This window comes from Dermabacter sp. p3-SID358 (genome assembly GCF_025147465.1).
Classification (GTDB): Bacteria; Actinomycetota; Actinomycetes; order Actinomycetales; family Dermabacteraceae; genus Dermabacter.
Genome location: NZ_JALXOZ010000014.1, coordinates 39,282 through 61,184, shown reverse-complemented (window position 1 = coordinate 61,184; position 21,903 = coordinate 39,282). Strand labels below are relative to the sequence as shown.

Genomic DNA, 21,903 nt, shown 5'->3' with positions numbered 1-21,903 from the left:
CCGCTTCGTTAACGGAAGTTTTCGGGCGTAAATCCCATAACTCGACCGGCTTTCTCAGCGGCCGCGCGTACAGCGGGCGCGAGCACGTCGATGCGCTCGCGCGGCGTGCGAAATGCCGGTGCAGCGAGAAGGAGAGCCCCGACGATTCCGCCCCTGTGATCAAAAATGGGGCTCGCGATGCCGATCTCATCGTTGTTCGAGTCGCGGTCATTGACCGCGACGAGACTTTCGCGGATCTCCTCGAGCGTCTGCTCGTAGCGCTCCTCATCCCAACCAATCGCTTCGGGCTGGGCCTCCCGGATCCCTTCGGTTTTGAGGCCAGCCTCTCCCCCGCGCCACGCATGAAAAACGCGCACGGTCGCGTGCTCGAGCGAGAGGTAGCGCGTGCCGATCGGGGTCACGTGGCGGATCATCTGGGTACCCTGCACCTGTTCGACCACGATCGCCTCCACGCCATCGAAAACGCACAGGGACACGGTTTCGCCAGTATCGGCAACGAGGTCCTTCATGATCGGGTACGCGAGAGAGCGCAAATCAAGATGCGAGAGAAGTGGCCCAACGATCGAGAGCAACCCCCAGCTCAACCGGTATTTTTTGGTCTCGGGGTTCTGGGAGACCATACGCTCGGCTTCGAGCGTGCGAAGGGTGCGAGAAACGCTTGATTTGTGGAGTCCGACGGCATCGGCAATGTCGGTGACGCCGCATTCGGGCTCGTTGACGGTGAAGCAGCGAAGGATCGCCGCGACGGTCGAAATGGTGGAGTTTGAGCGCGGTGCTTGAGGCGCCCTATTTGTGGTCTCTTTCGTCATGACGGCTCCATGCTAATCATCACGCGTGGGGCCCCCGCACAAAGCGGGGGCCCTTCGCCGATACTGTGACGAGCGTTATTCCTTCTCGGGAAGGCCCGGAATGTTATCGGGGATCTCTTCCGGCGGTAGCGGAAGACCGTGTTCGTCGACCGTGAAGTCCTCCGGCCGAACCTCGGGGTCATTCACCTCGCGCTCGAGTAGACGCGTTTCGCGGTCGCGATGACGCAGGCGCCTGAACAGGTTAATGATCATGAGCAACACGACGAACGAGAACGGGAAGGCGCCAATGATCGTGCCCGTCTGGACCGTATCCACGACCGAATCGGAGCCGAGAGAGAGCAGCACGATCGCGACGACGGCGATCGACACCACGAGCACGACCCTGAAAGCACTGCTTGCCTTCTTTGGCGCATTCACAAACTCGGCGAGCGCATACGTGCCGGAATCGAGCGACGTTACATAGTAGGTGCCCACGAGAACGGTCGCCACGATGATGAGGATCGTGCCGATGTAGGGGATCATGCCGAGCATCTCGAAGAGGCCCGCGGCGTTATCGATACCCACGGCTTTCGTGACGGCACCGCCGCTCTTTTCGTCGTAGAACATGCCTGCCGAGGCAATGATGCCCACCCAGATCATAACGATGATCGAGGGCACGATCGTGACGCCCACGACGAACTCGCGAATCGTGCGGCCGCGCGAAATGCGCGCGATGAAGCCCGCAACGAAGGGGCTGAACGCGATCACCCAGCACCAGATGAACACGGTCCACCAACCGTTCCAGCTGTCTTGCCAGTTATTAATCGGAGTCATCGTGAGCTCGGGCGCCGTAAAGAAGCTCATGGAGAGGAAATTGTTGATGAAGCTTCCCGAGGTCTGTACGAGATTCGAGAGGATGTAGACCGTGGGGCCGAAAAGAAGTACGCCGAGCACGAGAACGACCGAGAGAATCGTGTTGACTTCAGAGATGCGCTTCATGCCTTTGTCCACGCCCATGAAGGCCGAAAACGCCGCGAACACCGCGAACACGGCGATGACGACGAGCCACACCGTGTTCCCGCTTTCGAGGCTCGTGAGCGAGCTGAGGCCCGAGGAGAACTGGATGGCGGCGAACGAGAAGCTCGTCGCGAGACCAAGCACGGTCGCGACGATCGCGAGCATCTCGATCACGACACCCGCGGGGCGCTGGGCCGGCTTGGGAAGAATATCGACGGTTGCTTCCCTGAAGGTGAGGGTCTTGCCAAGGTTGTGGTGTGAATACGCGAGACACGCGGCAATACCGCCGTAGATCGCCCACGCCGTGAAGCCCCAGTGGAAGTACGTCCACACAATGCCACTCTCGCCCGGGTTGCCCGTGATCGGGAGGATCGCCGAATCCTCCTTCATCATGATGGGCTGCGCGAGCGACCAGAAGATGAGGCCGATGCCCTGACCGCATGCAAAGAGCATCGAGTACCACGCGAAAGCCGAATGCTCGGGCTTCGCCTTCGGGCCGCCGAGGCGCACCTTGCCGAGTTTGGAGAACGTCAGCCACACGCACAGTGCGACCGCGAGCACCGAGTAGGCGACGAAGTACCAGGTCCAGCCCCCGGTGATGTGCGTGCGCAGCCCGTCAATGACTTTCGCGGTGCCGCCCGGATTCACGACGACTGCGATCACGACGCACACGATCAGGATGGGAGGGAGCGCCTTGATGATGAGCGAATCGATCGGGGGAATGATCGAACCTCGGAAGCGAGGCAACTGCACCTCGGTGGTCTGTGTACTCGGTTCGTCGAGCTTATGCTCGGGCCCTGCCTGATCCGGTTCGGGCTTTCTCGGTCGGGGCATAGTTCTATCCTTCGTTGAGGGCGGGCGCTTGCGTGCCCTTAGGTGAGGTTCAATTCGTGGAGCAGATCGGAGGCAATCGCGGAAGCCGCGGCGCTAAAGAGCCACTCCCCTTTTTCGCGGCTCGCTCCTCGCGGCGACGAGAGGCAGCCCGTTGCGGGTGTGCGTTCGGGGACCGCGGGGAGCCGATCGAAACGCGGAAGATCAGCCGCGGGGTGGTCGACCATCGCAGCTTCATTCACGACGCTCGGGTACAGGCGCATCATGAGGGCGGTTTCGAGGACACCACCGTGTTCGATGTCCCATCCGGGGAAACCGTCGGGATAAACCTTCGCGAGCGTCGCCTCGTCCACGTAGTCCCAGTAGCTCAGCAAAAGCACGTTTTGCGTACTTCTCTCAGAGATCCCGAGATCTCGCAATGCGAGGTCCACGCCTTCGTAGAGAAATTGGTAGTTCTCATAGTGACCATTCACGAAGACGACGCTGCTCACGCCCTGCGCGAGAAAGCCGCGCGTAATGTCGCGCGCGTAGCTCGTGAGGGTCTGGGCATCGAGGCTAATCGTGCCCGGTAGGTGATGACCGCCGCCGGATTTCTGCTGCGATTTGTAGCCGTAGACGAAAGGCTGCGCGACCTTGACCGAACCATTTTCAGTATTGGCTTTGGCGTTCGTGAGGTCGCATGCCCCGCGCGCCACGGCGTGCGAGAGGAGCGCATCGGTTCCAAGAGGCATATGCGGGCCGTGCTGTTCGAGGGCGCCCACGGGGATGAGAACGACGGAACGCTTTTCGCACCACGAAGCGTAATCGGGTGCTGCAGTGACGGGGAGGTCTCGTTCGGGATTCGGGGAAACGGCAGCGTCGAAGATAGTCGGGTCGATTACCACGGTCAGCTCCTGGTGACGGGGAGGGACAAAGAGTTTCGAGCACAACTGACGAAAAGAGCCTAGGCGGCGCGACCTCCAGGCGGTTGCCGCGCCGCGTGTTGCTCACAATGCGAGACCTCAGGCCGGGATGATGTTCTTGTCCGGGCCGTACGGGAACTTCGTGATGTCCTCCGTCGAGTCCTCACCCACCACGACGATGTCGTGCTCACGGTAGCCGCCAGCGCCCGGCTGGCCTTCCGGAATCGTGATCATGGGTTCCATAGAAACGACCATGCCGGGCTCGATCACGGTCTCGATGTCCTCGCGAAGCTCGAGACCCGCCTCACGACCGTAGTAGTGCGAAAGCACGCCAAACGAGTGGCCGTAGCCGAACGTACGGTTCGGAAGAAGTCCGTAATCGACATAGATCTTGTTGAGTTCGGCAGCGATGTCTTTACATACCGCACCCGGCTTGATGAGCTCGAGGCCCGCCTCATGAACTTCAACGTTAATGTCCCAGTAGCGACGAGCCTCGGGGCTCGGCTCTCCCACGAAGAGGGTGCGCTCGAGAGCGGTGTAGTAGCCCGACGTCATCGGGAAGCAGTTAAGCGAGAGGATGTCGCCAGCCTCGAGCTTGCGGGTTGTCGGCCAGTTGTGCGCACCATCGGTATTGATCCCCGACTGGAACCACACCCACGTATCGCGCACCTCGCGGTGCGGGAAGGTCTTCGCGATTTCATGCACCATCGCCTCGGTGCCCGCGAGCGCAACTTCGTATTCGGTGACGCCTGGTCGGATGGCCTCGCGGATCGCGTCGCCGCCGAGATCTGCGATACGTGCACCGTGCTTGATGACCTCAATCTCCTCGGCACTCTTGACCATTCGCTGTCGCATCGACTCGAGCGAGATATCAACAAGCTCCGCGCCGTTCAGAGCGTTTTCGAGACGGCCACGAAGAAGGGTGGGAAGCGAATCGTCCTCGACGCCAACGCGCTTTGCGGTGACGCCCGCGCGGCGCAAAGCTTCCCGGATGCCTTCGTAGTAGTTGTCACGGTTCCAGTCGGTATACACGATGTTGTCGCCGTAGCTCGTGCGCCACGGCATCCCCGCGTCTATGTTTGCGGAAATCGTGCACGTGCTTTCCTGCGTCACGACGAAGGCGTAGTGGCGCCCGAAGTACGTGAAGAGGAAGTCGGAGTAGTACTTGATGCCGTGGAAGCTCGTGAGAACAACGGCGTCAAGGTCTTTTACCGCCATGATGTCGCGAAGGCCGTTGATCCGGCGCTCCATTTCGGCATCGGAGAAGGTGAGCTTCTGCTTTTCGCCGTTCTGGATGGTCTTGAGAGCTTCGAGTTCGGATACGGAGGTAGCGGGCTTCTCAGTCATGGATTTCTCCTTTGGCTCACGCGAGGTTTTCGCGGATCGGTACGCAGCGCTGCGTAGGGGCGATCGCGCGGATGGGCTGCGCTGAGCATCGCGCGATCGGTGCGGCCGGACATCCCGGCTGCGGCACGAGGAGCATCGAGTACACAACTTGCATAGTTGCATCCTCGGTTGCATTCTCGGCAACCCTGTTGCATTACCAGTATGCACCTGTTCTCTGAAAATGTCACTGACATGCTCCAGACACTTTCGACGAACAAAATTGAGAGCCGCACAAAACGCTCCACTAAACTGGCTCGGTCCATGCATCACTGCCGACAACGAACGACCAGGAGTCCCACGTGACACCACACTTTGACGTAGTCCTCCTCGGGGGCGATATCGGGATCTATGGGCTCGCAAGGGCCTTCCACGAGGAATATGCGGTCACGTCAACCGTGGTTTCGCGCGTGATCGCCGGCCCGGTTGCACATTCCCGCATTCTCGAGAACCGCCCCGTGGGGGCCGAGGGGACTGAAGCAGATCTCCTTGCGGAGCTCATTCGCGTGGGCAAGGAGAAAAAGGCCACCAAACCCGATTTGCCGATTCTCGTCCTCCCAAATGCGGACTGGCTCGTCAAATTGCTCAACGACAACCGTTCGCTTCTCGAGAAGTGGTACATCCTTCCCACCCTGACGGCGGAGGTGATGGAGCAGGTGTCGGATAAGGCTGAGTTTGCAAAGCTGTGCGCTACCGCATCGATTCCCACTCCTCGAACGCTCACGATCGATTTTCGACCGGAGCACCGAGGGAGTGACGGCACTCCCGTCATTCCCGAGATCCCGTTCGAGTTTCCCATCGTTGCGAAGACTGCCTCATCCGCCGCATATGCGCACCTCCACTTTGAAGGCAAGCGAAAGGTCTACTCACTCAAAGCCTTGAGCGAGCTCGAAGAGCTCGTTCGCACACTCGATAACGCGGGCTTCAACGATCGGTTCGTCGTTCAAGAAATGATTCCCGGCGACGACACGTGCATGCGATCGGTGACGGCGTACGTGGATTCCACTGGAGAAGTCACACTTCTCGGTGGAGCCCAGGTGCTCCTTGAGGAGCACACACCGGGGGCACTAGGAAACCCGTGCGCAATGGTGACTGCCGATCTTGGAGATCTCTTCGACCACGCCGTCAGTTTTCTTTCCACAAGCGGCTACCGAGGCTTCGCTAACTTCGACATCAAAGTTGACCCGCGCGATGGGACTGGCAAATTTTTCGAAGTGAACCCCCGCATCGGGCGAAATAACTACTACATGACCGCCGCCGGTGCCAACGTCGCGAAAGCCATCGTCACCGATACGGTCGATCACGCGCGACTCCCGCGACTCGAGGCCGATAGCGGCATTCTTTACTCGGTCGTTCCCCGCCCTCTCTTGATGCGATACATCATCGACCCCGTACTGAAGTCTCGCGTTCGTCAAATTCCACGCTCGAGGCGCACTAACCCCCTTGCATCGCCGGTGGAAGGCTCGCGGCGCCGCGCTTATGTGGCCCTCGCGCTCCTCAATCAAGTCAAGAAATTCGCTCAGCACTACCCGCGCCCTTCGGCAAACGGTTTCTAACCCCGGGGCTTTTCCGGGAAAACTCCGGGGTGGCGTTCGCCGCACTCCCCCACGCGGCACATAGTCTCGAAGGGCGAAGTGTTGTGGCCGCGCATCCGCACCCTGCGGGTTTCGAGCATCGCTCAGGAGCGAGACTTCAGCCCCGCGGGTATGGTTTCTCAGTCTCGAGGATGATCGAGTCGATCCTCAAGGCCGATGTGCCCACAGGCCTCCGCGACTCACGATGGAGACATGATGATGCACAGAAGTGATCGAGAGCCTCTCAAGGTCCTGATTACAACCGACTGGTATGAGCCGGTTGTCAATGGGGTCGTCACTAGCGTTCTCACGCTCAAGAAGCAACTCGAAATGCTCGGTTGCGACGTGCGCGTCTTGACCCTCGCCGAGTCCCTCAGGTCGTCCTCGCGCGATGGCGTCTACCGCCTCGCTTCTCTCAATGCCTCGATGTTCTACGACCATGCTCGCATCTCGGTACTCCCAAACCGGAGAATCCGCCGCGAAATTGAGCAGTGGCACCCGGATGTCATTCACTCACAGTGCGAGTTCTCGACCTTCCTGTGGGCCCGCACGATCGCCAAGGCCCTGCGCATCCCGATCGTGCACACGTATCACACGATTTACGAGGACTACACCCACTACTACGCGCCTACGAAGACCATGGGCAAGAAAATGATCACGGCCTTCTCGAAGAAGTTCTGCGAGCAGGTGAGTGCGGTTATCACTCCGACGGCCAAGGTGGAAAGGCTTCTGCGCGGCTACGGAGTGACGCAGCCCATCGCCGTGATCCCCACCGGTCTTGATCTTTCTCGCTTCCGCGCCGCTCACTCGCGCGCCGACCTTGAACGCAGTCGCGAAATACGCCGTGAACTTGGGATCGCCTCGGACACAAAAATTCTCGTATCGGTGTGCCGCCTCGCAAAAGAAAAGAGCGTGGACGATGTTCTTCGCCACCTCGCAAAAGCGCGCCCCGCGAACACCGTGTTCGTTCTCGTGGGCGATGGCCCCCTGCGCAATGAGCTCGAAGATCTCGTGGATCACCTTGGCATCAGGGATATGGTGCGCTTTGCCGGTTTTCGCCCGCCCGAGGAAGTCGCCGACTACTACCGCGTGGCGGATCTTTTCGTCTCCGCATCGCTTAGCGAAACTCAGGGCCTCACGTTCATTGAAGCCATGGCGTGCGGCGTTCCGCTCCTGTGCCGCAAGGATGATTCCCTCGAGGGCGTGATCCTCGAGGGCAAAACGGGTTACACCTACGAGAACTCGGCTCAGTTCGCCGCGCGCCTCGCCGACATCCTCGAGGATGATGCGTTGCGCGCGCGCATGGCAGCCTGCGCTACTGATCGCGCCGCCAAGGTTTTCTCGGCTGATGCCTTTGGCCAATCGGCAAAAGAGGTCTACGAACAAGTGCTTGCAAGCGTCGGAACCGGGCGCCGCCGCACCCCGCTGTCCTTGAAGATTTCCACCCACCACGAGGCTTCAGCACCAAAGCCCCGCCCCACGAGCACCGGAGAAGAGCGCCTGGCCGCATGAGTGCACACGAGGACACCACGACCACGCCCCCCACGACCTCCTCTCCCGCATTCCCGGGGGCCGAAAAGATCCCGTTTACACCGACTGAGCGGTCAAGGACCAACTCCGCACCGGCGGTCGAACGCCGCGAGGATGGAGCCGCGAACGAACCCCACCATTCACGCTTCGGTGAGCACGCAGCCGAACGCGTCACGGCCCATAAGAAGGCCATTCAGATCGCGGTCAAGGTCATGCCATTCGTGGGCCTCGCCTTTTCGATTGCGCTCGTCGCGTGGGGTATCCATACCGGCACTCTTGAATCGCTTGAATCCCTCCAGGCGTATATCGACTCGCTCGGCATTTGGGGCCCGCTCGGTTTCATGGCTGCAAGTTTCGCCTCGGTCATGTTCCCCATCATTCCCGCCGGCCTTCTCGTCATCGCCGCGCCCGTGTTATTCGGGCCGATTGAAGGCACGATCTACAACTGGATCGCGGTGTGCGCGGGCTCGATCACGAACTTTATTGTGGCGCGCCAGGTGGGCATGGCCCTTATCGAGGCGATGTTCAGCGAGAAAACGATCGAGAAGTATCTTGGCTGGACGCGCAAGCCTGGCTTTACCACGGCCTTCGCCGCCGCGATCGTGCTCCCCATCGCCCCCGACGACCTCCTGTGCTACCTGGCGGGAACCACGAAGATGAAGTTCTCAACGTACACGTGGATCATCCTGCTCGGGAAGATTCCCACCCTTGTCGCGTATGGCCTGGGCATTAGCGCCCTCGTCACGCGATTCCTTCCCTGGTAAACGCGCATGTCTATCACCAAACCCAGCATTCATGCGTTCTCCAAAGCTGATTCCGTCGCGGGCCAGGGCGTGGGAAGCGCCTATCTCGAGCAAGTGGCGCTCATAAGCGCCGAGCTCGGCAATGAGTTCGATGTTCTTCCTCGCGCGCGACTCGGCAACTTCGGCGACATCAACCACTTCCATTCGATCAACCCCGAATACCGGGCCGCGATTCCGTTCGCGAAGCGACACGGAGCAACCCTCGCCCACGTCCATTTCATCCCTGAAACTGTCGACGACTCGATCGCGATGCCGAAGCCTGCGCGCTGGGCGTTTTACCGCTACATGCTCAATTTCTACCGCGCAGCTGATGCACTCGTGACGGTCAACCCGTGGTTCATCACGGCACTCGAAAACCAGTACGGCTTCGATCCCTCCACGATTACGTTCATTCCCAATTTCGTCTCCGAAGAGCAATTCCATCCCCTCGACCGCGACGAGAAAACTGGGCGCCGACGCCGCTCATGGGGTGCGGAAGAAGGCCGCTTCGTCGTCATGTGTGCTGGGCAATTGCAAACCCGCAAGGGTTTCTTCGACCTGCTCGAGGTCGCGCGCGTGATGCCCGAGGCGCTCTTCGTGTGGGCGGGCGATTTCTCGTTTGGGCGCATCACGAGCGGCTACGAGCAGATCAAGAAAGCTAAGGAGAATCTCCCCGCGAACGTCAAGCTCATCGGGCTCGTCCCTCGCGAGGAGATGAATGAGTGCTTCAATGCTGCCGATGCCTTCTTTTTGCCGAGCTATGAAGAGCTTTTCCCCATGACAATCCTCGAGGCCATGGCGACCGACACCCCGATCGTCGTGCGCGATCTCGTGTACTACGAGGGTGTGCTTTTCGACCATGCGACGAGGGTCCAGGCGGGTCGGGGCGAGATCGACGGTTTCGTCAAGGCACTCACGAGGCTCAAGGACTCCCGAGACGCATACGCGAAGGCACGGGAAGCTGCACGCGAGGGCGCCGCTCGGTATTCTCGGGGGTCAGTCGCACAGCAGTGGCGAGAGTTCTACAGGGGCCTCCTCAAGCGCTAGCGAGAGGCGCCTCCCGGCCTCCACACGACGAGCGCTCCCGCCTGGCGACGCCTCGGCCTTTGGCCGCGGCGAATCGCCTCGACCTCGCCAGTTTGCGAAGTCGCGAAGATGCGGCTATCGCGGCGGCGCTGTTCATCGCGCTCCTCTGTCACCTCGTCGAGTTCGGCGCGAAGCCTCTCGACCTCGTTTTGCAGCTCGAGGATGCGCTTAATGCCCGCAAGGTTGATGCCTTCTTCCTGAGAGAGCGCCTGAACTTGCCGAAGCTGCGCAATATTCCACGCGCTATAGCGCCTCCCCCGCCCTCGGGTTCGCTGTGGCGAGACGATCCCGAGGCGGTCGTAGGTGCGCAGGGTCTGCGGGTGCATGCCCGTGAGTTCGGCCGCGACCGAGATGACGAAGACGCCCGCGTGTTCATCGAATCGTGACTGCGCCATGTCTCCTCCTCTCGTCGTCGAACCATCTGCAGTTACTTGGCGGCAAGCTCCGCAAGATCTGCCCGGGGATTGAAGTCACTCGTGGCCTCGGCAAAGTCGCGAAGCGCCTTTTCGGCATTCTCGTCCAGCGTATTGGGTAGCGCGATCGTGAGAGTGACGAGTAGATCGCCCTCGCCCTTCTTCGTGCGCACGCCCTTCCCCTTTGCGCGGAGGGTACGCCCCGCAGGAGTGCCCGCGGGAACCTTCATGGTCACGTGCCCACCTTCGAGAAGCGGCACCCGCACCTTCGCACCGAATGCTGCCTCCGAGGCGGTGATGGGAATTTCAACGCGAAGGTTGGCCCCATCCATGGTGTAGAGCGGGTGGGGTGCAACGTGGGCGGTCAGCATGAGGTCGCCGGGAGCACCACCACTCGCCGACGCCTGCCCTTTGCCCCTGAGGCGGATCTTTTGCCCGTCGTGCACGCCCGCGGGGATGCGCGTCGTGATGTTCCGCCCAGCCGCGCTGAACGACACCTCGGTCCCGAGCACGGCGTCGCGGAAGCTCAGCTTCACGCTCGCGGTGACATCCGCACCCTTTTGAGGTGCTTGGCGACCGAAGCCGCCATTGGGTGAGAACCCAGCACGGCCCGCGCCACTGGCGCCGCTAAAGCCGCCACCGCCGAACATCCCCATGATGTCCTCGATATTGACACCGCCCGCGCCACCGCCGAAGCCTCCGCCGCCGGTAAAGGCACCGAAGAGGTCCTCGAATCCGCCGCTCGAGGCACCTCCGGGCCCCGAGGCGAATCGAGCGCCGCCCGCGCCCATCGCGCGGATCGCGTCGTATTGCTTGCGCTGCTCAGCGTCGTTCAGGATCGAGTAGGCCTCGCCTACTTCCTTGAAGCGCTCTTCTGCTTTGGCATCCCCGGGATGCCTGTCCGGATGCAGCTCCTTCGCCTTCTTGCGATAGGCCTTCTTAATCTCTGCTGCGGAGGCGTCCTGGGAGACGCCGAGGATCTTATAGAAATCCTTGCTCAGCCACTCTTGCTGGCTCATGGTGTCTCCTCGTGAAAAGTCGTGATCAATGGAGCGAGGCGGCGGGTTGGTGTTCCCGCCGCCTCGCGGTATGGAGGGAAGCGTCGGACTTCCGCACGCACCCGGGTGGGCACGCTTTGGGGCCGACGCTTACCTCGCGTTAATTCGGGCCGACGGTTCCCACGCGTGCCGGGCGCAGGACGCGCTCACCCATCATGTAGCCGGGCTGCATGATGACGTCGAGGCTCGTTTTTTCGGCCTCCTCGCTGCTCGAGTGCATGAGCGCCTCGTGCTTCTCGGGGTCGAACTCCTCGCCTTTCTCACCGAAACGCGTGAGGCCGTGCGCGCCGAGCGCTTCCTCGAGCTTCGTCGTGATCGACGCGAACGGTGTGCCCTCGGTGATGTCGCCGTGCTGGCGAGCAAGCTCGATGTCGTCGAGCACGCTCAAGAGCGAGGTGAGAACCTTCGCGACGGCCTGCTGCTGGCCCACGACGGCGCTCTGTTCGATGCGCCTACGCGAGTTCACGTACTCGGCCTGGTCGCGCTTGAGCTGCTCTTCGAGCTCGGTGACCTTCGCCTTGAGCGCTTCGGTCTCAGCGACCGCGCCGTCGTAGAGGGCTCCCGCTTCGGCGGAGAGATCGTCGACCTCTTCACCGCTCGCAGGGGTCTCGGCGTTTTCGGGGGTGTCCGTGGCGGGCGCCGAGGCTTCCTCCGGCGCGCCGCCATCGTGCTGCTCGTTCATTTCTGGCTCCTCGCCTTTCGTGGACGTGCGCTTATCGGTGAACGTGAACGGTTTGTCGTTCTCGCTCACTTGTCGTCCTCGTCGTCAACGATCTCAGCGTCGACGACATCGTCGTCTTCGCTCGAGCCCGCGTCGGCGTTCTCGGCTCCCGCGGCGCCTGCTTCCTGCTCAGCCTGTGCGGCCGAGTAGATCGCGGTGCCGATCGCCTGGAGCTTCTCGCTCAGGGTTTCGCGTGCCGATTCGAGGTCGCTCGTCGAAGCGTCTTCTTTGGCGAGCAGTTCCTTGGCTTCCTTGATCGCGTCTTCGACCGCGGTCTTGTCGGCATCCGGAACCTTGTCACCGTTGTCCTTGAGGAGCTTGTCGCCCTGGTAGGTGAGCTGCTCGAGGGTGTTGCGGGCGTCGGCGTTCTTGCGACGCTCCGCATCCTCGGCGGCGTGCGCCTCGGCGTCCTTCACCATGCGGTCGATCTCTTCGTCCGAGAGACCCGAGCCGCCCGTGATCTGAATCGACTGCTCGTTACCGGTGCCGCGGTCCTTCGCGGACACGTTCACGATGCCGTTGGAGTCGATGTCGAAGGTCACTTCGATCTGCGGCATGCCGGCGGGTGCCGGTGCGATTCCGGAGAGCTCGAAGGTGCCGAGCAGCTTGTTGTCACGCGTGAACTGACGCTCACCCTGGTACACCTGAATGGCGACCGAGGGCTGGTTGTCGTCAGCGGTCGAGAAGACCTCGGAGGTCTTGGTCGGGATCGCCGAGTTGCGCTCGATGAGTTTGGTCATGAGCCCGCCCTTGGTTTCGATGCCGAGCGAGAGCGGCGTGACGTCCATGAGGAGCACGTCCTTGCGGTCGCCCTTGATCACGGCGGCCTGGAGCGCAGCGCCGTATGCCACGACCTCGTCGGGGTTGACGCCCTTGTTGGGCTCCTTGCCGGTGAGCGAGGTGACAACCTCGGTCACGGCCGGCATACGGGTCGAGCCACCCACGAGGATGACGTGGTCGATGTCGGAGACCGAGACGTCGGCATCTTTGATGACCTGGTGGAACGGCGCCTTCGTACGCTCGAGAAGATCGCTTGTGAGCTCTTCGAAGTGCGAGCGTGTGAGCTTCTCGTCGAGGTGGATCGGGCCGTTTTCGCTCATCGAGAGGTACTGAAGCGAGATGTTGGTCGAAGTCGAGCTCGAGAGCTCCTTCTTCGCCTGCTCAGCGGCTTCCTTGAGGCGGTGAAGCGCGATGCGGTCCTTCGAGAGGTCCACACCGTCCTTGTTCTTGACCTGGCCCACGAGGTAGTCAACGATGCGCTGGTCCCAATCGTCACCGCCGAGGCGGTTGTCGCCCGCGGTCGCGACGACCTGGATAGCCGAGCCGTCCTCATCCTTCGAGATCTCGAGGAGGGAGACGTCGAACGTACCGCCACCGAGGTCGAACACGAGGATGCGCTCGTCGTCCTTACCCTTTTCGAGACCGTACGCGAGAGCGGCGGCGGTGGGCTCGTTGATGATGCGCAGGACGTTGAGGCCCGCGATCTGGCCGGCGTCCTTCGTGGCCTGGCGTTCCGCGTCGTTGAAGTAGGCGGGGACGGTGATGACCGCGTCGGTCACGGTCTGGCCGAGGTAGGACTCAGCATCGCGCTTGAGCTTGCCGAGGGTTCGGGCCGAGATCTCCTGCGGGGTGTATTTCTTGTCGTCAACTTCGGTCGTCCAGTCGGTGCCCATGTGGCGCTTGACAGACGAATACGTACGGTCAACGTTGGTCGCGGCCTGGCGCTTGGCGACTTCACCGACGAGGACTTCGCCGGACTTCGAGAAGGCCACAACCGAGGGGGTCGTGCGAGCGCCTTCGGCGTTCGCGATAACGGTGGGTTCGCCACCTTCGAGAACGGCGACAACAGAGTTGGTGGTGCCGAGGTCGATTCCTACTGCCTGTGACATAAGTGTTCTCCTTCCGCGTGTGCGACCGGTGGATTCCTGTGGTGGCCGCACCGCTATCAACTTGGCTGTGCTCAAGAACGCGATTAGTCAACGCTCCCCGAAGTTGGGTTGTCAATCGACGTATCACTCAACTTGAGTTCATTAGGCTCAACTCTTCTACTGGCGAGCTTATTCCACAGATTTCTACATATGCCTCACGTCACATTTTGTGCGCACTTGCGCCCATAAAAGGGTTCCAAGGCACACGTGTCACAATCACCACAGCAGCTTCACCCACCTTCGAGCACCAGAAAGATACGGCCATGCCCACCCACTGCGCAGCTCCGCTCACGCTCGAATTCACGGAAATCGCCTCCCCGCTCGGGGCGCTCACGCTCGCCGCAACCGAGCGAGGCCTCGTGCGGATCGCCTTCGATAGTGACGACGTCACGGCCACCAAAGCCCTCACCGAAGCCCAGCTTTGCAAAGCCGCGCACGCCTCAGCTCAGGCACCCGCATTCGAGCCCCACGAGGTGCTTAGCGCGGCTAAGGATCAGATCCTCGACTTTCTCGACGGCAACCGTCGGACCTTCAGCTTCCCGCTCGACCGCTCCCTTTCCCAGGGGTTTCGCCGCACGGTGCATGAGGCAATCGAACAGATCGGCTTCGGCGAGCAGCAAAGCTACAGGTGGATCGCAGAGCGCGCCGGCAACCCCAAAGCGGTGCGCGCAGTGGGCACGGCGTGCGGCACAAATCCCCTCCCGATCGTGGTCCCGTGCCACAGAGTCATAAAATCCGACGGCAGCCTCGGCGGCTATAGCGGCGGGATCGAGAAAAAGCGTTTCCTGCTCGCACTCGAGGAGGGCGACGCGCCACGTGCGTGACGCCGCGAAATGGCAACCGTCGGCCTCTCCCCTACCGTTTCGAACTCCTAGACGGACCCCACGACGCTCACAAAACGCTTGAGGCGCTCATCCTCAGAGTTGAAGAAGTGTTCGGGATCGCCGTCGAAGAGGATCTTTCCTTCCTCAAGAAACACGACGCGGTCGGCAACGCTTCGCGCAAACTGGAGCGAATGCGTCACAACGACGAGGGTGCGGTGCTCGCTCGCGAGAGACGAGAGCACCGCGATAACCTCGGCGGCAAGCTCCGGATCAAGCGCAGACGTCGGTTCGTCGAACAGGAGATAGTCGGTACTCAACGCAAGAGCGCGGGCAATTGCAACCCGCTGCTGCTGACCGCCAGATAGCCGCGCGGGATAGGCGTCAATCTTGTCCGCAAGCCCCACGCGCTCGAGGGCGCGAATACCCAGCTCACGCGCGTGGGCCTTCGACATCCCGCGCGACGTGATCGGCGCAAGCGTCACGTTCTCAAGAGCCGTGAGGTGCGGAAACAGGTTGAACTGCTGGAACACCATGGTCGAGTGACGCCTGATTTCGCGGACCTTCTGATCCGAAAGCTTGCCGCTCACGTCTATCGGGCCACTTCCGAAATCAAGCGTGCCCTCATCCGGCTTTTCGAGCAGGTTGATGGAACGCAAAAGCGTGGATTTACCCGAGCCCGAGGGGCCGAGCAGAACGGTCGTGCGCCCCGGCTCGATGTCAAGGTCGATGTGATCGAGTGCGGTAAGCGCACCAAAACGCTTCGTGATCGAGCGCAGCCTCAGTGGGCTGCGCGCCTCACCCGCATTGAGGTCAGCAGAGGTCTCAGTCGCGCTCAACGTACACGCTCGCTTTCTTTTCTAGCCACGCCTGCACGAGACTCAACACGGAAATAAGAACAAGGTAAATCGCCGCTACGAGGACGTAGAGGTAGAACGGCTCGAACGTTGCGGCAGCTCGCTGCTGCGCCACCATGAACATGTCGAGCAGCGTAATCGTCGAGACGAGGCTCGTGCCCTTCACGAGGTCAATGAAGTCATTGCTGAGCGGTGGGAGCGCAATGCGGAAAGCCTGCGGGGCAATCACCCTGAGGAACGTCGTGCGGCGATCGAGATCGAGCGTCGCCGCCGCCTCGAACTGACCGCGCGGGATTGAGAGGATTGACGCGCGCACCGCCTCGGAAGCGTAGGCCCCACTGTTCAGGGCGAGGGTTCCGACGGCCGCAGTCCACGGGTCGAGCACGAGCGATGGGACGAGCTTCGGTAGTCCGTAAAACACGATGAAGAGCTGCACGAGCAGAGGCGTTCCGCGAAACACCCACACGTACAGCCACGCGATCGCCTTGAGCGGACGGAAACGCGAAAGTCTCGCGCTGGCCGTGATGATGGCCAGCACGAGGGCGATCGCAAAAGCGATGAGCGAGAGCGGAATCGTGACCTTGAGGGTCGCGAGGAGCATGGGGCCAATCGCCCCTGCCCACACCTCTAGGGCTCGCGAAAAATCAATATTCACGAGGGAATCTCCGTGGGGCGCTTAGTTCTTGGGAGTGAGGTCAAGCCCGAGCCAGTCCTTGTCGATCTTTGCGATCGTGCCATCGTCGAGGAGCTCGGTAATAGCCTCGTTGATCTTCTCGGTGAGAGGACTGCCCTTCTTGAGCGCCCCGGCGATAAGAACCTCGGTTTCAAGCTTCTCGTCCAGGACCTTGATCGGCGCGTCGGGGTGTTCCTCAAGATAGGTGTCGAACGCAACGACCTCGTTCGCCGTGACGTCGGCTCGGCCGCTGGACACAAGTTCGACCGATTCGGCGAAGCCCGGGGATGCGACAATTTCGGCCCCCGCGTCCGTCATGACCTGCCCCCAGTTTGAGGTGGTCGTCTGCGCCGCGCGGCGCCCCTTGACATCGGCGAGAGACGTGATGTCCGAGCCCTCCGGGACGCCAAGGCGACCCTGGGTCTGTGCATAGGGAACAGTAAGGTCAAAAGCTTTCTTGCGCTCATCGGTCACGGCGACGTTGTTCATGACGAGGTCGTACTGCCCGGCATCGAGGCCAGCAAGCAAGCTGTCCCATTTCGCCTCGACGTATTGGACCTTCTTGCCGATCTTCTCGGCGATCGCCTCGACGATGTCGATCTCGAAGCCCACAAGCTTCCCCGAGTCATCGTGGAAGTTGTACGGCTTGTACACGCCCTCAACACCAACCTTGAGCACGCCCTCTGCGGAGCCCGAGCCACCGGCCTGCTTTCCACCATCGGACGAGCCGCATGCGGCAAGGGCCAGGGCGGCAGCAGAAATGCCGGAGGTCGCAAGGATTGAGCGGCGCGAAATGGAACGAGACATAGTGAGCTCCTTTATGAGAGTGATGGGGAAAGTGGCTACTTCTGCGCGGCGTCGAGCGCCTTGGCAAAGTCAGCCAGGAGGTCGTCGATATTCTCGATGCCCGCACTGAAGCGCACGAGGCCATCGGTGATGCCAGCACGGTCGCGTGCGGCTTGCGTCATGCCGTCGTGGCTCATCGTCGCCGGGATCGACAGAAGCGATTCGACTCCTCCGAGACTCACGGCGAACGAGGGGATTTCGAGCGCATGGAGGAACTTCTTGAGGTCGTAGCCTTGCGCGAGTTCGAATGAGAAGACGGCGCCGATACCTTGGGCTTGACGCTCGTGCACCTCCCGTTCAGCCTCGCTGAAGGACCCGGCTGAGAGCACCGTCTGGACTGCGGGGTGATCGCTCAAGAAGGCGACGAGCTTCTCAGCGTTTTCTTGCTGACGGGCGATGCGCAGCGGAAGAGTCTTGATGGCCTGGAGAAGCCGGAAAGAGGTCAATGGTTCGAGTACGCCGCCGAAGACCTTCTGGCTGAGACGAATGTTCTCGGCGAGCTCGTCATCATTCGTCGTGACAGCACCCGCAAGGAGGTCGCTGTGGCCGCCGAGGAATTTGGTCGCGGACTGAACGACGAGGTCCGCGCCGAAGTCGAGGGGTCGCTGGAGGACCGCGGTCATGAATGTGTTGTCGATGACGAGGAGAGCGCCGTGCGCGTGGGCGAGCTTCGCGAGGCGCTCGATATCGACGACGCGAAGCGTGGGGTTGCCGGGTGTTTCGACGAAGATCATGCGCGTGTTCTCGCTCAGGTCTTCGCTCGTAATAGAACCGAGGTCGTCGAAGAACGTGCCCGTCAAGCCAGCGCGAGGGAAGATCTTTTCGACGTAGCGGAAAGTGCCGCCATACACGTTGGATGAAAAGAGCACTTCGTCACCCGGGCTCAAGAGGCTGAAAACCGAACTCACTGCGGCCATCCCGGTCGCAAAAGCGAATCCGTGTTTCGCTTCCTCGAGGCTCGCGATGACCGACTCGAGGTCGGCGCGCGAAGGGTTCGAGCCGCGTTGATAGGCGTAGTCACCGCTCACCGAGTCGATATCGAGTTCAAAGGTCGAGGAGAGGTGGACGGGCGGCACTACCGCCCCAAACTCGCTTTTGCGCGGCGCGAGAATGGCCCGGGTATCAATATGCATGTCTCTCCGCAGTCCTTCCATAACTCAGATTGCTGGACACACAAGCGTTAACCATAGCTTATGTACCCCATAAGCATGTCAATACTAGGGGTCTCGCTGGCGAAAACCAAAAAATCTGTGACGCACTATGACGCTCCAAAAGTCGCAATCCCCCTCAATCTCAAGTATGAGATCCCCTCAGAACATCCGCGCCTCGAGACTGTTGCCTCAGCGCTTACGCTCGCGAAGAATAGGAAATGTCTGACCGATCACACCACCCCGGACATTCAGAGGAGTACCCATGTCCACAACAGTTCCCCCCTCTCCCGTCGCCGTCAGCGCGCGCGGGGTCACCAAGACCTACGGAAGCGGCAGCAACCAGGTGACTGCTCTCAACGCAGTCGGGCTCGACATCCGTGCCGGAGAGTTCACCGCGATCATGGGAGCCTCGGGCTCCGGAAAATCGACTCTTCTCCACTCCCTCGCCGGCCTCGATTCAATCGACTCCGGGACGATCGTGGTTGAGGGCGTCGACATCACTCAGCTCTCGGACTCGCAGCTCACAACCCTCCGCCGCGACCGAATCGGATTCGTCTTCCAATCGTTCAACCTGTTGCCCATGCTCACGGCAAAGGAGAACATTCTTCTCCCGCTTGAACTCGCCGGCCGCAAGGTGGATGAGCAATGGTTCGGGATGCTTGTGCAGCGCTTTGGTCTCGCCGAGCGCCTCGGGCACCGCCCCAGTCAGCTCTCGGGTGGCCAGATCCAGCGCGTCGCGCTGACGCGCGCTCTCGTCACGCGCCCCGCTGTCATTTTTGCCGATGAGCCCACCGGCAACCTCGACTCGGCTTCGACCGAGGCCGTACTGAGCTTCTTGCGTGAGAGCGTCGACGTTCTCGGCCACACCGTCGTCATGGTGACGCACGAAGACGACGCTGCCCACAGGGCAGATCGCATCCTTCGCATGCATGACGGCAGAATCGTCGCCGATGAGTACATCGGCCAGAAAGCGGTGCAGGCACAGTGAGTACTCTGAAACTTCAGCCGCGGCGCAGGCACCTCGCCGCCGCCATCACGATTGCGCTTACGAGCGCCTTCATCGCCATTGCTGTTCTCGCCGTCGGGTTTGTAGGCGAAGCTGTCAAAGCCCAAGTCACGGGACCTGTTCAGGGGGCTAGTGCTCTCGTACAGCCGGCTTTTACCACAGAGGGCGACGCCGCTTCCGCCTCACCCGAGGCCATCGGGAAAGTGGACGGTGCCGACGGCGCCTTCTATAAGACTGACAACACGTTCGCGATCGCACTCGACGAGGGAGAGACAGGCAAAGAAAACCCACTCGATTCCAAGGGAACGTTTGTCAAGGTAGACGCGGTTCGCCCCGGCGTTGATGCCCACTACGTCGAAGGCAAAGCCCCTAGCGGAGACCACGAGGTTGCCGTCGATACGTCGTTTGCCAAAAAACGCAATCTGAAGGTTGGAAGCCAGATTGGGGTGCAGTCGCTCGACTCCGGCCAGACGCTTACCTTTACCGTCGCTGGCATTAGCCAGCCGCAGCTCGCGCAGGTCCTCAATCCCGGGGGTACCCTCACATTCGGCACCGCGGGCATCGACACCCTCACGGCTCTTGGAGGGGATGCCTCCGAAAAAGCCTCCGACTACTACACGATCGCCGTCGTCGCCAAGCCCGGCGTGAGCGAAGAAGAGTTGGTGAGTAACCTCAAGGCTGCCGGGTACGACGCCGCGACCGTCACGGAATTCCTGCAAGAGGCGAATCTCATGGCGTTGACCGTCGTGACCATGCTCTCGGCGCTTCTCGCAGGCTTCGTCCTGATCGCCATCGCGACGAGCGCGCTCGTCGTGACGAACTCGTTCGCCGTGACGATGGCGCAGCGCAGGCGATCGTTCGCTCTCGCGCGTGCGCTCGGCGCAAAACGCCGACAGGCGATGTGGGCGATCGTTCGCGACGCACTGCTCGTCGGAATCATCGGCTCAATTCTCGGCATTGTCCTCGCGTACCTCGCCTGGTGGGCGCTCCTTCTCGTGGGCCGCTTCACCTACTCCGAGGCTCTACCCGTCGTCCCGGGATTGAATATCTTCGCGATTCTCGTCCCGATCCTCGCCTCTCTCATCCTCGCGGTCTGTGCATCGGTGTTCCCGGCCATCAGCGCGTCTCGCGTGAAGCCTCTCGAGGCGCTGCGCCCCGCGGAGATCGCCTCCGGTAAGCACGCGTCGCTGATTCGCACGATCTTCGCGTCTGCGGTTGTTGCGCTCGGTGTCGTTGTCTCACTTGGCTCGTTCGTTGTCGAAATTGTCCTCAAAGACAGCGAGTTCATGATCCTGATTTCCATGCTGTGCGCATTCCTTGGGTGCCTCACGATTCTTGTCGGTGTGATCGGGCTGCTGCCGGCGCTCATCCCGCCGGTGGCGAAACTCGGCAACGCACTCGCCTCCGCCCTCGGTTTCACGAGCGCACGCTTCGCATTTTTGAACCTTGCGCGACATCCGAAACGCACGGGCATCACGATGTCGGCGCTCATCATTGGCACCACTCTCATGGCGACAATGGCCTCCGGTGCGGTGACCGCTCAAAACACATTCGAGCATGACATCACCGACCGCGTCCCTGTCGACACCATCATTGCCGCCACCGACCTTCCCGCTGGTTTCCTCGAGAAGGTTCAAAAGACCGAGGGTGTGGACACCGCTCGCCAGGTCCCCACGGCAGAACTGCCATTCGACGCGGGCGCGATGACCGTATACGCCCCCTCGGCGGAGGACCTGCAGGAGGTCGCTACGTCGGACTCGATCGAGGTTCCACCGCCCGGAGAGCTGCACATGGGCAAGGCTCGCGCGGAACGGTTCCATGTTCACGACGGCGAGACGGTCACTGTCAACGCGAATGATGGAAGTGCACGCGAAGTCACCGTCCGTGTCAAGGGGAAACTGTCAATTTCCCTGGTGGCCCCCGATACCCTCAGCGGGCTTGGGATCGACGAAGGCAAAGCGGTCTTCGTCAAATTCGCGGCCCCCGATTCCCCACAGAGGGCTCACACCACGTCGATCCAACTCACCGGCGCACTGAGTGAACTTTCTAATCAGCTGCCTCCCGAGACCGTCACGGCAACGTCCTTCGATGGGGCTCAGCGCGAGGTGATGGCAACAGTGATCCAGACGCTCCTCACGATCACCGTCGCGCTCCTTGCGGTTGCCGTCGTGGTCGCGATCGTCGGCGTCGCGAACACCCTCAGCCTGAGCGTGATCGAGCGTTCAAGCGAGTACGCCCTGATGCGTGCGCTCGGCACCTCGAAGGGCGCGATCCGCGCGATGCTCGTATGGGAAGGTATTTTCATTGCCTTCCTGGGCTCACTCGTTGGCGTGCTTCTAGGAACCGCTTTCGGAATGTTCGGCGTACGCTCGCTTCTCGCGGGTGAGTTCGACTTCTACCCGGCAATTCCGTGGCTGTATCTCCTCATGATCCTACTCGCCGGACTCGTCGCAGGCGTTCTCGCTTCAATCCTGCCCGGAATGCGGGCGAGCGCGACGGCACCGGCCCAGGCACTCGCGCAGCGAGACGAGTAGGC

General features: G+C 61.3%; 20 protein-coding genes. 7 read left to right on the top strand and 13 right to left on the bottom strand.

The features are described 5' to 3' along the window. Positions 1-8 precede the first annotated feature (8 nt). From M3B90_RS07520 to M3B90_RS07500, 5 genes are all read right to left on the bottom strand, one after another. Positions 9-809 (bottom strand): IclR family transcriptional regulator, encoded by an 801-nt coding sequence (locus tag M3B90_RS07520; RefSeq protein WP_259889512.1) that lies wholly within the window; start codon positions 807-809, stop codon positions 9-11. Positions 810-884: 75 nt separating this feature from the next. Continuing rightward, a complete protein-coding gene (locus M3B90_RS07515) occupies positions 885-2,639 on the bottom strand; it encodes a BCCT family transporter (protein ID WP_259889510.1) in 1,755 nt (584 codons plus the stop codon). Positions 2,640-2,677: 38 nt separating this feature from the next. After that, a complete protein-coding gene (locus tag M3B90_RS07510) occupies positions 2,678-3,520 on the bottom strand; it encodes a creatininase (RefSeq protein ID WP_259889508.1) in 843 nt (280 codons plus the stop codon). 117 nt (positions 3,521-3,637) lie between these two features. Continuing rightward, on the bottom strand, positions 3,638-4,885 hold the full coding sequence (locus M3B90_RS07505; protein ID WP_259889505.1) for an aminopeptidase P family protein: 1,248 nt from the start codon (positions 4,883-4,885) through the stop codon (positions 3,638-3,640). A 16-nt stretch (positions 4,886-4,901) separates the two neighbouring features. Next, positions 4,902-5,039, bottom strand: coding sequence for a hypothetical protein (locus M3B90_RS07500; RefSeq protein WP_259889503.1), 138 nt, complete (start codon positions 5,037-5,039; stop codon positions 4,902-4,904). Between the two features lie 184 nt (positions 5,040-5,223). On the opposite strand from M3B90_RS07500, the gene M3B90_RS07495 reads away from it, so the two are divergent. The 4 genes from M3B90_RS07495 to M3B90_RS07480 all read left to right on the top strand — a co-directional run bounded on the left by M3B90_RS07495 (position 5,224) and on the right by M3B90_RS07480 (position 9,854). Next, on the top strand, positions 5,224-6,477 hold the full coding sequence (locus tag M3B90_RS07495; protein WP_259889500.1) for a carboxylate--amine ligase: 1,254 nt from the start codon (positions 5,224-5,226) through the stop codon (positions 6,475-6,477). 231 nt (positions 6,478-6,708) lie between these two features. Then, the gene (locus tag M3B90_RS07490; RefSeq protein WP_259889498.1) at positions 6,709-8,007 is read left to right on the top strand and encodes a glycosyltransferase family 4 protein; all 1,299 of its coding nucleotides are present in this window, start codon (positions 6,709-6,711) and stop codon (positions 8,005-8,007) included. After that, positions 8,004-8,789, top strand: a complete 786-nt coding sequence (locus M3B90_RS07485) for a TVP38/TMEM64 family protein (protein WP_259889496.1) — start codon at positions 8,004-8,006, stop codon at positions 8,787-8,789. Before M3B90_RS07490 ends, M3B90_RS07485 begins: the two co-directional genes overlap by 4 nt. Positions 8,790-8,795: 6 nt before the next feature. Continuing rightward, positions 8,796-9,854, top strand: coding sequence for a glycosyltransferase family 4 protein (locus M3B90_RS07480; protein ID WP_259889494.1), 1,059 nt, complete (start codon positions 8,796-8,798; stop codon positions 9,852-9,854). Here the strand turns inward: M3B90_RS07480 and M3B90_RS07475 are convergent. From M3B90_RS07475 to dnaK, 4 genes are all read right to left on the bottom strand, one after another. Further along, positions 9,851-10,288 carry a heat shock protein transcriptional repressor HspR gene (locus M3B90_RS07475; RefSeq protein ID WP_259889492.1) on the bottom strand — a complete coding sequence of 146 codons (438 nt, stop codon included), beginning with the start codon at positions 10,286-10,288 and terminating at the stop codon, positions 9,851-9,853. The two genes, M3B90_RS07480 and M3B90_RS07475, sit on opposite strands and share 4 nt — an antisense overlap. Before the next feature lie 32 nt (positions 10,289-10,320). After that, the gene (locus tag M3B90_RS07470) at positions 10,321-11,325 is read right to left on the bottom strand and encodes a DnaJ C-terminal domain-containing protein (RefSeq protein WP_259889490.1); all 1,005 of its coding nucleotides are present in this window, start codon (positions 11,323-11,325) and stop codon (positions 10,321-10,323) included. A 139-nt stretch (positions 11,326-11,464) separates the two neighbouring features. Further along, positions 11,465-12,115 (bottom strand): nucleotide exchange factor GrpE, encoded by a 651-nt coding sequence (locus M3B90_RS07465; protein WP_259889487.1) that lies wholly within the window; start codon positions 12,113-12,115, stop codon positions 11,465-11,467. Continuing rightward, a complete protein-coding gene (gene dnaK / locus M3B90_RS07460) occupies positions 12,112-13,974 on the bottom strand; it encodes a molecular chaperone DnaK (protein WP_259889484.1) in 1,863 nt (620 codons plus the stop codon). The genes M3B90_RS07465 and dnaK overlap by 4 nt, the downstream gene beginning before the upstream one ends. A 302-nt stretch (positions 13,975-14,276) precedes the next feature. On the opposite strand from dnaK, the gene M3B90_RS07455 reads away from it, so the two are divergent. Then, the gene (locus M3B90_RS07455) at positions 14,277-14,837 is read left to right on the top strand and encodes a methylated-DNA--[protein]-cysteine S-methyltransferase (protein WP_259889482.1); all 561 of its coding nucleotides are present in this window, start codon (positions 14,277-14,279) and stop codon (positions 14,835-14,837) included. 47 nt (positions 14,838-14,884) lie between these two features. Here M3B90_RS07455 and M3B90_RS07450 read toward each other — a convergent pair whose 3' ends face one another. The 4 genes from M3B90_RS07450 to M3B90_RS07435 are packed head-to-tail and all read right to left on the bottom strand — an operon-like array spanning position 14,885 to position 18,343. Continuing rightward, positions 14,885-15,673 carry an amino acid ABC transporter ATP-binding protein gene (locus M3B90_RS07450; RefSeq protein ID WP_311199956.1) on the bottom strand — a complete coding sequence of 263 codons (789 nt, stop codon included), beginning with the start codon at positions 15,671-15,673 and terminating at the stop codon, positions 14,885-14,887. After that, on the bottom strand, positions 15,660-16,346 hold the full coding sequence (locus M3B90_RS07445; protein WP_259889480.1) for an amino acid ABC transporter permease: 687 nt from the start codon (positions 16,344-16,346) through the stop codon (positions 15,660-15,662). Before M3B90_RS07445 ends, M3B90_RS07450 begins: the two co-directional genes overlap by 14 nt. A gap of 21 nt (positions 16,347-16,367) precedes the next feature. Further along, positions 16,368-17,171, bottom strand: a complete 804-nt coding sequence (locus M3B90_RS07440) for a transporter substrate-binding domain-containing protein (RefSeq protein WP_101686840.1) — start codon at positions 17,169-17,171, stop codon at positions 16,368-16,370. A 35-nt stretch (positions 17,172-17,206) separates the two neighbouring features. Then, positions 17,207-18,343 (bottom strand): PLP-dependent aspartate aminotransferase family protein, encoded by a 1,137-nt coding sequence (locus M3B90_RS07435; protein ID WP_259889476.1) that lies wholly within the window; start codon positions 18,341-18,343, stop codon positions 17,207-17,209. Positions 18,344-18,623: 280 nt separating this feature from the next. On the opposite strand from M3B90_RS07435, the gene M3B90_RS07430 reads away from it, so the two are divergent. Together M3B90_RS07430 and M3B90_RS07425 are read left to right on the top strand one after the other, a co-directional pair. Continuing rightward, a complete protein-coding gene (locus M3B90_RS07430; RefSeq protein ID WP_061211270.1) occupies positions 18,624-19,349 on the top strand; it encodes an ABC transporter ATP-binding protein in 726 nt (241 codons plus the stop codon). Further along, positions 19,346-21,901, top strand: a complete 2,556-nt coding sequence (locus M3B90_RS07425) for an FtsX-like permease family protein (protein WP_259889474.1) — start codon at positions 19,346-19,348, stop codon at positions 21,899-21,901. Before M3B90_RS07430 ends, M3B90_RS07425 begins: the two co-directional genes overlap by 4 nt. Positions 21,902-21,903 lie beyond the last annotated feature (2 nt).

Coding starts and splice junctions, on each gene's coding strand:
- M3B90_RS07520 (WP_259889512.1), bottom strand. CDS start 809: ATGACGAAAGAGACCACAAATAGGGCGCCTCAAGCACCGCGCTCAAAC.
- M3B90_RS07515 (WP_259889510.1), bottom strand. CDS start 2,639: ATGCCCCGACCGAGAAAGCCCGAACCGGATCAGGCAGGGCCCGAGCAT.
- M3B90_RS07505 (WP_259889505.1), bottom strand. CDS start 4,885: ATGACTGAGAAGCCCGCTACCTCCGTATCCGAACTCGAAGCTCTCAAG.
- M3B90_RS07500 (WP_259889503.1), bottom strand. CDS start 5,039: ATGCAAGTTGTGTACTCGATGCTCCTCGTGCCGCAGCCGGGATGTCCG.
- M3B90_RS07490 (WP_259889498.1), top strand. CDS start 6,709: ATGATGATGCACAGAAGTGATCGAGAGCCTCTCAAGGTCCTGATTACA.
- M3B90_RS07485 (WP_259889496.1), top strand. CDS start 8,004: ATGAGTGCACACGAGGACACCACGACCACGCCCCCCACGACCTCCTCT.
- M3B90_RS07480 (WP_259889494.1), top strand. CDS start 8,796: ATGTCTATCACCAAACCCAGCATTCATGCGTTCTCCAAAGCTGATTCC.
- M3B90_RS07475 (WP_259889492.1), bottom strand. CDS start 10,288: ATGGCGCAGTCACGATTCGATGAACACGCGGGCGTCTTCGTCATCTCG.
- M3B90_RS07470 (WP_259889490.1), bottom strand. CDS start 11,325: ATGAGCCAGCAAGAGTGGCTGAGCAAGGATTTCTATAAGATCCTCGGC.
- dnaK (WP_259889484.1), bottom strand. CDS start 13,974: ATGTCACAGGCAGTAGGAATCGACCTCGGCACCACCAACTCTGTTGTC.
- M3B90_RS07455 (WP_259889482.1), top strand. CDS start 14,277: ATGCCCACCCACTGCGCAGCTCCGCTCACGCTCGAATTCACGGAAATC.
- M3B90_RS07440 (WP_101686840.1), bottom strand. CDS start 17,171: ATGTCTCGTTCCATTTCGCGCCGCTCAATCCTTGCGACCTCCGGCATT.
- M3B90_RS07435 (WP_259889476.1), bottom strand. CDS start 18,343: ATGCATATTGATACCCGGGCCATTCTCGCGCCGCGCAAAAGCGAGTTT.
- M3B90_RS07430 (WP_061211270.1), top strand. CDS start 18,624: ATGTCCACAACAGTTCCCCCCTCTCCCGTCGCCGTCAGCGCGCGCGGG.